Annotated in this window: 9 protein-coding genes; 1 reads left to right on the top strand and 8 read right to left on the bottom strand. The window is 74.6% G+C overall.

Translation table 11 applies throughout. The features are described from left to right. Window positions 1-66: 66 nt before the first annotated feature. The 3 genes from PKA89_RS07690 to PKA89_RS07680 all read right to left on the bottom strand — a co-directional run bounded on the left by PKA89_RS07690 (window position 67) and on the right by PKA89_RS07680 (window position 2287). Entirely contained in the window at window positions 67-894 is an 828-nt protein-coding gene (locus tag PKA89_RS07690) for a DNA-formamidopyrimidine glycosylase family protein (protein WP_324418223.1), read from the bottom strand. A 48-nt stretch (window positions 895-942) separates the two neighbouring features. Next, a complete protein-coding gene (locus tag PKA89_RS07685) occupies window positions 943-1596 on the bottom strand; it encodes a DUF305 domain-containing protein (protein ID WP_324418221.1) in 654 nt (217 codons plus the stop codon). A gap of 64 nt (window positions 1597-1660) precedes the next feature. Continuing rightward, the gene (locus PKA89_RS07680) at window positions 1661-2287 is read right to left on the bottom strand and encodes a hypothetical protein (protein WP_324418219.1); all 627 of its coding nucleotides are present in this window, start codon (window positions 2285-2287) and stop codon (window positions 1661-1663) included. Window positions 2288-2473: 186 nt separating this feature from the next. On the opposite strand from PKA89_RS07680, the gene PKA89_RS07675 reads away from it, so the two are divergent. After that, window positions 2474-3358, top strand: a complete 885-nt coding sequence (locus PKA89_RS07675; RefSeq protein WP_324418218.1) for an HAD family acid phosphatase — start codon at window positions 2474-2476, stop codon at window positions 3356-3358. A gap of 12 nt (window positions 3359-3370) precedes the next feature. Here PKA89_RS07675 and PKA89_RS07670 read toward each other — a convergent pair whose 3' ends face one another. The 5 genes from PKA89_RS07670 to rplI all read right to left on the bottom strand — a co-directional run bounded on the left by PKA89_RS07670 (window position 3371) and on the right by rplI (window position 9389). Next, a complete protein-coding gene (locus PKA89_RS07670; RefSeq protein ID WP_324418216.1) occupies window positions 3371-4291 on the bottom strand; it encodes an A/G-specific adenine glycosylase in 921 nt (306 codons plus the stop codon). Window position 4292: 1 nt separating this feature from the next. Next, window positions 4293-5375, bottom strand: coding sequence for a DNA integrity scanning diadenylate cyclase DisA (gene disA / locus PKA89_RS07665; RefSeq protein ID WP_324418214.1), 1083 nt, complete (start codon window positions 5373-5375; stop codon window positions 4293-4295). 147 nt (window positions 5376-5522) lie between these two features. Further along, the gene (radA, locus tag PKA89_RS07660) at window positions 5523-6926 is read right to left on the bottom strand and encodes a DNA repair protein RadA (protein WP_324418212.1); all 1404 of its coding nucleotides are present in this window, start codon (window positions 6924-6926) and stop codon (window positions 5523-5525) included. Between the two features lie 61 nt (window positions 6927-6987). Continuing rightward, on the bottom strand, window positions 6988-8718 hold the full coding sequence (locus PKA89_RS07655) for a BCCT family transporter (protein WP_324418210.1): 1731 nt from the start codon (window positions 8716-8718) through the stop codon (window positions 6988-6990). 224 nt (window positions 8719-8942) lie between these two features. Further along, complete coding sequence (rplI, locus tag PKA89_RS07650) at window positions 8943-9389, bottom strand: 50S ribosomal protein L9 (RefSeq protein WP_324418208.1); 447 nt, start codon at window positions 9387-9389, stop codon at window positions 8943-8945. Window positions 9390-9396 lie beyond the last annotated feature (7 nt).

Raw genomic sequence — 9396 nt, 5'->3', positions numbered from 1 at the left:
CGAGGCCCCGGCCCGCAACCCCTCACCGCGAGGGCGTCACGCCATACCGTCTGAGGTCCCGGCGGCTCAGCGCCGGCGCTGGCAGCGGCCGCACCAGAAGAGGTTGCGGCCGGCGACGACCTGCGTGCGGATGCGCGACCCGCACCGGGGGCACGGTTCGCCGGCGTGCTTGTAGACCGCCGAGGTGCGCTCGGTGAGCCGGGGCCGCTCACCACGCCCGAGCGCCGCCTCGACCTCGAGGACCTGCTCCTCGACGGTGACGATGCGCCCGGTCGCCACCCCGAGCGGCAGGAGGCGGACGAGGTCGTCCCAGACGAGGTGCCACGAGGCCCGGCGCACCGCCCGACCCTCGGTGAAGGGCGAGAGCCGGTGGCGGAAGAGCACCTCCGAGCGGTAGACGTTGCCGACCCCGGCGAGGACCGCCTGGTCCATGAGCAGCTCGCCGACCGGCCGGCGCGAGCGGCTGATTCGGGCCCACGCGCGGTCGGGGTCGGCGTCCGGGCGGAGCGGGTCGGGGCCGAGCCGGTCGAGGACGGCCGTCACCTCCTCGGGCGTCACGACGGCGCAGAGGTTCGGGCCGCGGAGCTCGGCGACGTGCTCGTCGGTGGCCATCCGCATCCGGACCGCCCCGACCGCGGCCGCCTCGGCGGTCCACTCGCGGGCGTCGACGGTGAAGGTGCCGATCAGCCCGAGGTGCACGTGCACCCACCGCTCGCCGTCGAACTCGAGGAAGAGGTGCTTGCCCCGCGACGTGGCGTGCAGCAGCTCGCGGCCCGAGACCTCCCCGGCGCCGGCCTCGAAGCGCCCCTGCGGGCTGGTGACGACCGGGCGCGTGCCGGCGAACGCCTCGTGCAGGTCACGGGCGAGCGCGAAGAGCGTGTGTCCCTCGGGCATGGCCCCATCCTGCCCGCACCGCGGCGCGGCACCGGCACCGGCGCCGGATCAGGAGGTCAGCCGGACGAAGAGCTGCTGGATGCGCGCGAGCTGCTCGGTGCGCGAGCGCGTGACGTCGGCGGCGATCGCGTCGAGGGCGGCGTCCCGGCCGGGTTCGTGGCCTCGCACCAGCTCGAGGGTCGCCTGGTGCAGGCTCATGAGCAGGCCGAGGAAGAGGCGGTCGGCGTCGGACCCGCTGGCCAGCTCGAGGTGGTCGATCTGGGTGTCGGACACCAGGCCCGGGACCGCGTCGCCGGTGAGCTCGACCCGGTCGGGACGCGTGGCCTCGGCGGGCACGCGCTCTCCGCGGTCCCGGAGCCAGCGGGCCAGCGACCCCAGCTCGGCGACCCGGTCGCGGCGGACGGTGGTGGCGAAGGCCTGCACGTCCGGGTCGTCGAACTCCTCGACGGTGTCGACGAGGACGACCGCCTGGGCCTGGTGGGCGACCAGCTCGCGGGCCAGGGTGACGTCCTCGGGTGCGTGGCCCTCGGGGGCGTCCGCGCCGGTCGGGACGGCGGCCAGGTCGGTGCCGGTCCCCGGCACGCCCGCCGTGCCACGGCCGTCCGGCCCGGACGAGCAGCCGGCCAGCACGCCGCAGGCGAGCCCGGCGACGAGCAGGGTCGCCGGCAGCCGTCGGCGGACCGGGGGTGGGACGGGACGCACCCGGACACTGTAGGAGCAGCGCCTGGGACGGGCGCGCGGAGGGGGCCGGCCCTCCTCCCGCGGCTCAGCCCGGGCGGACCACCGTGACGGGGTCGCCGGGACGCACCCGACCGGCGGTGACCACCCGGGCGTTGAGGCCGCGCAGCCGCAGGGGCCGGCCGTCCCGGCCGTTGACGAACCGCATCGCCTCGGCCCCGAAGCGCTCGACGAACTTCGCGCACCCGGTGTGCGGGATCTCGGTGACCTCGATGACGGCGCCGCGCGTCGCCGGGTCGCCCAGGACGAGGCGGGTCCCGGCCGGGAGGTTCTCGTGCGAGAGGTCGAGGTCGAGGTAGAGCTGGTCGCCGGCGAGCGCCCGGCGCTCCGGGTCACCGGCGAGGAACGCGACGAGCCGGGCGTTCATGACGTTGAGCTGCATGTCGGGGTGCGGCCCGCCGTCGGCGGTCCGCGAGCTGCCCCGCTCGATCCACGAGTCGCCGACCAGGCCGGCCGCGAGGTCGAGCTCGCCCTCGGCGAGGACCTCGCGCGCGCCCGGGACCGGTCGGCGCACGACGAGGTCGAGCGTCCCGACGTCACGGGGGCTCGCGGCGAGCAGGCCGGGGAGGAAGACCTCGAGCTCGGCGGCCGTGCGGTGGGTGGGCGCGGGCACCCCGGGGGACGGCTCGGCCGGTGCGACGACGGTCTCGGTCACGGCCCCAGTGTGGCGACACCGCCCCGCGCACCGCGAGCACGTGTCACGGGCTGGGCGGACGCCACCTGAGAAGGGGCTGAGGGGTCCGCCCTCGCGCGGGGCATCCGGTGGGGCCCGCGGGCCCCACCCGGGCCGCCCCCGGGTCTACGGTCCCGCTCGTCCGCACACCACGAGAGGACCCCATCGATGAAGCTCCGCCCGCTCTCCCGCCGCACCACCCTCGCGACCGCCGTCGTCTGCTCCGCACTCGTCGGGGGCGGCGTCGCCTACGCCGCCACCGCCGAACCCGCCATCAAGACCTTCACGCCGCGCTCGGCCGACCAGGTGACGAACATCGACGTCCTCCGGCAGCAGATCCGCAACTACTACGGCGACCCGCTGGGCACCGGGACCTTCGCGCCCGACGGCAACTACGCCAAGGAGGCGGCGTCGGTCGCGAAGGCCGGCCAGCGCTGGCTCGACGGGCGCCACCGCGAGGACTCCGACCGCTCCCGCGACCGCGACCGCGAGCACGGCCACGGCCACGGCTCCACCGGGCGGAAGGCGATCGTCCTCGACGTCGACGACACGACGCTGACGACGTGGAACTACGAGATCGCGAGCAACTGGGCCTACAACCCGACGACGAACGCCGAGTACGTCAACGGCCAGAAGTTCCCGGCCACCCCGGGGATGGTCGCGATGGTCGACCGCGCCGCGAAGGAGGGCTACGCGATCTTCTTCCTCACCGGGCGCCCGAGCTCGCAGGAGGCCGCGACCCTCGGCAACCTCACGAGTGACGGGGTCGGCGTCGACGCCGGTTACCCCGCGCCGACCACCCTCCCGAACGGCGAGGACGGCCTCTTCACCAAGCCGGACGTCTCGGCGTACCCGGACTACCTCCAGAAGGCCTGCGCGGCCGACCCGGGCGGCAAGTGCACGACCATCCACTACAAGTCGGCGACCCGCGCCCACATCGAGTCGCTCGGCTACGACATCGTCGCGAACTTCGGCGACCAGTACAGCGACCTCAAGGGCGGGTACGCGGACCGCACGTTCAAGGTGCCCAACCCGAACTACTACCTGCCCTGACCGGGTGACCGCTCAGGCGGGGAGGCGCAGCGCCTCCCCGCCGGCGGTCGGCTCGACGAGGCCGTCCTCGACGAGCGAGGCGAGGCAGCGGTCGACCTGGGCGAGGGCGGCCGCGCCGTCGCGGCCGAGCCGGTGCAGCACGACGTCCTCGAGCTCCGCCCGCGGCACCGGGTGGCTCACCTCGCGGAGCACCTGGACCAGGGCCCCGCGGACCTGGCGGTCGGTGCCGTCCCACGCCTGCCCGCGCCGCGGGGGTCCGTCGTCCGGCGGGCTGCCGGCCGCCACCCAGGCGCAGACGTCCTCGAGCGGGCACCGGCCGCACTCCGGCCCGCGGGCCCGGCAGACGAGCGCGCCGAGCTCCATCACCGCGACGTTCCAGACCGCCGCGGTCGGGGCGTCGTCGGGCACGAGGGAGGCGGCCAGCCGCTGCTCGGCCGCGGTGAGCGAGGGGGAGGCGAGGGCCCGTCCCTCGACCGCACGGGCGAGGACCCGCCGGACGTTGGTGTCGACGACGACCGACCGGCGGCCGAAGGCGAACGCCGTGACCGCGGCCACGGTGTACGCCACGACGCCCGGCAGGGTCCGCAGCTGCTCCTCATCGGCCGGCAGCTCCCCGCCGAACCGCTCGGCGGCGGCGACCGCCGCCTCGCGCAACCGGAGCGCCCGCCGCGGGTAGCCGAGCCGGCCCCACGCCCGCACGACGTCACCGGGGCTCGCGGCGGCCAGGGCCGCGGGCGTGGGCCAGCGCTCCATCCACTCCCGCCACACCGGCTCGACCCGGGCGACCGGCGTCTGCTGGGCCATCACCTCGGAGACGTGGACGCCCCACGGGGTGGTCGCCGGGTCGCGCCACGGCAGGGGGCGCGCGTGCCGGGCGTACCAGTCGAGGACGCGCCGGTGGAGGACCGTGCGGTCGGGGGCGGCCGCCGGCACGTCAGACGTAGCGCTCGAGGATGCTCGTCTCGGCGAGGCGCGAGAGGCCCTCGCGGACCAGGCGCGCCCGGCCCTCCCCGACGCCGTCGACGTCCATGAGGTCGTCGATGTTCGCGGCGAGCAGCTTCTGGAGCGACCCGAAGTGCACGACGAGCCGGTCGACGATGGCCCCCGGCAGGCGCGGGACCTTCGAGAGCAGCCGGTGCCCGAGCGGGCTGACCGAGGAGTCGAGGGCGTCGCCGACGACGGTGAAGCCCATCGCCTTCGCGCCGGCCGAGGGGTCGAGCAGCTCGGTGGAGTCGATGGCGGTGAGGTTGGCGACCGCCTCCTCGAGGACGAACCCGGCCTTGGCCTCGTGGAGGTAGTCGCGGATGACGAGCCCGAGGTCGTCGGACAGGCCGCCGGTCAGCTCCTCGAGCTGGAGGCTGAGCAGCCGGCCGTCGGTGCCGAGCTGGACGACGTACTCGGCGATCTCGTCCTTGATCCGGCGGACCATCTCGAGCCGCTGGAGGACGTTGGCGACGTCGCGGACGGTGACGAGGTCCTCGATCTCGAGCGCCGACAGCGTGCCGGTGACCTCGTCGAGGCGCGACTTGTAGCGCTCGAGGGTCTGCAGGGCCTGGTTGGCGCGGGACAGGATGGCGCTGGAGTCCTCGAGGACGACGCGCCGCCCGGCGACGTAGAGCTGGATGATGCGCATCGACTGGCTGACCGAGACCACCGGGAAGCCGGTCTGCTTCGCCACGCGTTCGGCGGTGCGGTGCCGGGTGCCGGACTCGCTCGTCTCGATACCGGCGTCGGGCAGCAGCTGGGTGGCGGCGTGGAGGATGCGGGTGACGTCGCGGTCGACGACGACGGCGCCGTCCATCTTGGCGAGCTCGCGCAGGCGGGTGGCGGAGAACTCGATGTCGAGCGGGAAACCGCCGGTCGCGATCTGCTCGACGATGCGGTCGTGACCGAGGACGATGAGGGCCCCGGTACGGCCGCGGAGGATGCGCTCGAGGCCGTCGCGCAGCTCGGTGCCGGGAGCGACCGCCGCGAGCGTGGCGCGCAGGAGGTCGTCGTCGGTGGGCTGCACGGCCATCCGTCGTCCTCCTCTGCGCTGGGCGGGCCCGGGGCGGGCTCATGACGCGGCCCCGCGGTGCGGGGCCCCGATGGATCCTATCGGCCGGTCGGTCACGACGCGGTCTCGATCTGCGGGACCTCGCAGCCGGCGCCGCGAGGGCCTCGCTCAGTGCAGGGGGACGTCGTGGAGCGCCCGGCCGACCGCCTCGGCGACGGTGCCCACCTCGAGGACGGTGAGCCCACCCGGCACGGGCCCGGCGCCGAGGACCCCGGTGGGGACCACGGCCCGGGTGAAGCCGAGCCGGGCGGCCTCGGCGAGCCGGCGGTGCGCGCCCGTGACCGGCCGCACCTCACCGGCGAGCCCGACCTCGCCGAAGGCGACGGTGCCGGACGGCAGCGGGCGGTCGGTGATCGCGCCGGCGAGGGCGAGGGTGATGGCGAGGTCGGCGGCCGGCTCGGCGAGCCGGACGCCACCGACCGTGGACAGGTAGGCGTCGCTGGAGCCGATCGGCGCCCTCGCCCGCTTGTCGAGGACGGCGAGGACCATGTTGACCCGCGCCGCGTCGAGGCCGCTCGTCGCGCGCCGAGGGGTGGCGAGGCTGGACTGCGTGACGAGGGCCTGGACCTCGGTGACGAGCGGGCGCCGGCCCTCGAGGGTGACCGTGACGCAGGTGCCGGCGACCGCCGCGGTTCGCCCGGAGAGGAAGAGGCCGCTGGGGTCGGCGAGGCCGACGATGCCGACGTCGGAGAGGTCGAAGCAGCCGACCTCGTCGGTGGGGCCGTAGCGGTTCTTCACGGCGCGGACCAGGCGCAGCCGGGAGTGCCGGTCGCCCTCGAACTGGACGACGACGTCGACGAGGTGCTCAAGGACCCGCGGCCCGGCGATCGAGCCGTCCTTGGTGACGTGGCCGACGAGCAGCACGGCGATGCCGCGTGCCTTGGCCACTTGGATGAGCGAGGCGGCGACCTCGCGGACCTGGGTGACGTTGCCGGCCGAGCCCTCAACCTCGGCACTCGCGACGGTCTGCACGGAGTCGACGACGAGCAGCTCGGGCTGCACCTGCTCGACCTGCCCGAGGACGGTGGCGAGGTCGGTCTCGCTCGCGAGGTAGAGGCTTCGGGCCATCGCCTCGATGCGCTCGGCCCGGGCCCGCACCTGCGCGGCCGACTCCTCGCCGCTGACGTAGAGGACCCGTCGCTCGCCGTGCTCACCCGAGCGGGCCGCGCGCCCCGCGACGTCGAGGAGGAGCGTGGACTTGCCGATGCCCGGTTCCCCGGCGACGAGGACGACCGCGCCGGGCACCAGCCCGCCGCCGAGGACGCGGTCGAACTCGGCCACGCCGGTGGGGCGGGCCACGGCGTGCGTGACGTCGACCTCCGCGATGGGGACCGCGGGGCGCTCGACGCTGCCCGCGGCCGTGGTGCGGGCGGTGACGGCGCCGACCTCGGCCACCGTGCCCCACGCCTGGCACTCGCCGCAGCGGCCGACCCACTTGGCGGTCTGCCAGCCGCACTCGGCACAGCGGAACGCCGCCGCCCCCTTCGCGCGTCGCGCCGCCGTCCCAGCCATGCGCCACAACGTACGTGGCCCCACCGACATCGTCGGCGGGGCCACGCGGGAGCGCGCGGGTCTACTCGACGACCGGCACCGACCGGGTCTCCGCCGGGTCCGCGGTCGCCGCCGGCACGGCCTCGCGGGCGCCCCGGCCGTGCACCTGCTCGCGCAGGTCCGGGGTGCGGGCGATGTGCCCGGCGATCTCGTCGGCGAGCAGCCGGCGCTCGGCCCGCTCCATCCGTCCGTGCTCCTGCAGGAGGGCCTTGGTGATCGCCCCGACCATCCCGATCATCACGAGGCTGAACGGCAGGGCGAGCAGGATGGCCGCCGTCTGCAGCGCGGTGAGTCCGCCGCCCCCCGTGAGCAGCAGGGCGATGGCGACGAGGCCCTCGAGCGAGGCCCACAGCACGCGGCTCCAGGTCGGCGGCTCGGGGTCGCCACCGCTGGCCAGCATGTCCACGACGAACGAGCCGGAGTCCGAGCTCGTGACGAAGAAGACCACGACGAGGACGATCGCGAGGATGCTGAGCAGTGAGGACCACGGGAGCCCGCCGAGCAGCTGGAAGAGCGCGCTGTCGGTGTTGACGCCGTCGGTGCCGACGAGGCCGCCTCGGCCGAAGATCTCGCGGTGGATGCCCGAGCCGCCGAACACGGCGAACCAGGCGAAGGTGACGATCGTCGGCACGAGGAGCACCCCGGTGACGAACTCGCGCACCGTGCGGCCCTTGGAGATGCGGGCGATGAAGACACCGACGAACGGCGCCCAGCTCATCCACCAGCCCCAGTAGAACGTCGTCCAGCCGGAGAGCCACGACGTCCCCTCGTCGCCCTGGAAGGAGAGCGTGCGGAAGGAGAGCGTGAAGAAGTTCGTCACGTAGCTGCCGACCGACGAGACGAAGTCGCCGAGGAGGAAGACGGTCGGGCCGAGCACGAGGACGAGCAGCATCAGCCCGCCGGCCAGCCCCATGTTGAGGTTCGACAGGTACTTGATGCCCTTGTCGAGGCCGGTGACGACCGAGGTCGTGGCCATCGCGGTGATGGCGATGACGAGGACGACGAGCAGGCCGGTGGTCGCCTCGCCGACGACGCCGAGGTAGGCCAGGCCGGCGCCGACCTGCTTGACGCCGAAGCCGAGCGAGGTGGCGACGCCGAAGAGCGTGCCGACGACGGCGATGACGTCGATGGCGTCGCCGAGGGCCCCCTTGACGCGGTGGCCCAGGAGGGGTTCGAGCGCCCAGCGGATGGAGACCGGGCGGCCCTTGCGGTGGATCGCGTAGGCCATCGCGAGTCCGACGACGACGTAGATGCCCCAGGCGTGCAGGCCCCAGTGGAGGTACGTGGCGTCGGTGGCGGCCCGGGCCCGCTCGGCGGAGGTCTCACCCGTCCCGGGCGGCGGGTTGGTGAAGTGGCTCAGCGGCTCGGCGACGCCCCAGAAGACGAGGCCGATGCCCATGCCGGCCGCGAAGAGCATCGCGAACCAGGCGGTGAGGGAGAACTCGGGCTTCTCGTCGTCCTTGCCGAGGACGACCCGGCCCATCGGGGAGAGGGCGATCCAGATCGAGAACAGGACGAAGCCGCTGACGATGAGGATGTAGTACCAGCCGAGGTCGCCGACGACGGTGTCGTTGAGCGTCGTGAACAGCTCGCCCATCTGGTCGGGCAGGGCCAGGGCGAGGACGACGAAGCTCGCGATGATGCCGAGGGCCGGCCAGAAGACGCGCGGAGCGGTGACCCGCTTCTCGCTGCGTGGCGGCTCGGGCGGCATCGCCGGGTCGGCGGCGGGGGGGGGGGGGGGGGGTGCGGACACGGTCTTGCTCCTCCGGGGGCGGCGGTCTGGGAACTCGGTCAGCGGTCGAGGTTATCGGTCTCAGCGTTCTCTTGGCCAATCCCGAGCGCATGGTGCCGGCGCACGTCGAGGGTCCCCGAGGCGCCCTTCCGCGCCCCCTCCGGCGCCCCGCGCGCGCAGCCGCCGGACGCACGAGGGCCCCGGACCGCGAACGGTCCGGGGCCCTCGGTGGCGAGGTGTCGGCGTCAGCCGGCGACGACGTCGAGCTCGACGGTCGCCTGGACCTCCGGGTGGAGGCGGACCAGCGCCGTGTGCGAGCCGGTCGTCTTGATCGGGGTCGGAACCTCGATGCGGCGACGGTCGAGCTCGGGGCCGCCGGCGGCCTTGACCGCAGCGGCGATGTCGGCGGTGGAGACCGCGCCGAAGAGGCGGCCGCCGGTGCCGGCGTGGGCGGTGACGGTGACGGCGTTCGCCTCGAGGTTGCCCTTGAGCGACCTCGCCTCCTCGAGGGACTTCACCTCGCGGGTCTCGCGACCCTTGGCGATGGCGTCGACCTGCTTCTGGCCGCCCTTGGTCCACGCGGTCGCGAGGCCGCGCTTGAAGAGGAAGTTGCGGGCGTAGCCGTCCTTGACGTCGACGACGTCACCGGCGGTACCGAGGCCGGTGACCTCGTGGGTGAGGATGACCTTCATCTGTCGG

Source organism: Phycicoccus sp. (assembly GCF_035325325.1).
Classification (GTDB): domain Bacteria; phylum Actinomycetota; class Actinomycetes; order Actinomycetales; family Dermatophilaceae; genus Phycicoccus.
The sequence above is the reverse complement of the archived record's forward strand: the minus strand, read 5'-3'. Positions and strand labels throughout refer to the sequence as shown.

What these genes read in the sequence shown, in the direction of transcription:
- disA (WP_324418214.1), bottom strand. Translation starts at nt 5,375, where the DNA reads ATGGCCGTGCAGCCCACCGACGACGACCTCCTGCGCGCCACGCTCGCG.
- radA (WP_324418212.1), bottom strand. Translation starts at nt 6,926, where the DNA reads ATGGCTGGGACGGCGGCGCGACGCGCGAAGGGGGCGGCGGCGTTCCGC.
- PKA89_RS07690 (WP_324418223.1), bottom strand. Translation starts at nt 894, where the DNA reads ATGCCCGAGGGACACACGCTCTTCGCGCTCGCCCGTGACCTGCACGAG.
- rplI (WP_324418208.1), bottom strand. Translation starts at nt 9,389, where the DNA reads ATGAAGGTCATCCTCACCCACGAGGTCACCGGCCTCGGTACCGCCGGT.
- PKA89_RS07675 (WP_324418218.1), top strand. Translation starts at nt 2,474, where the DNA reads ATGAAGCTCCGCCCGCTCTCCCGCCGCACCACCCTCGCGACCGCCGTC.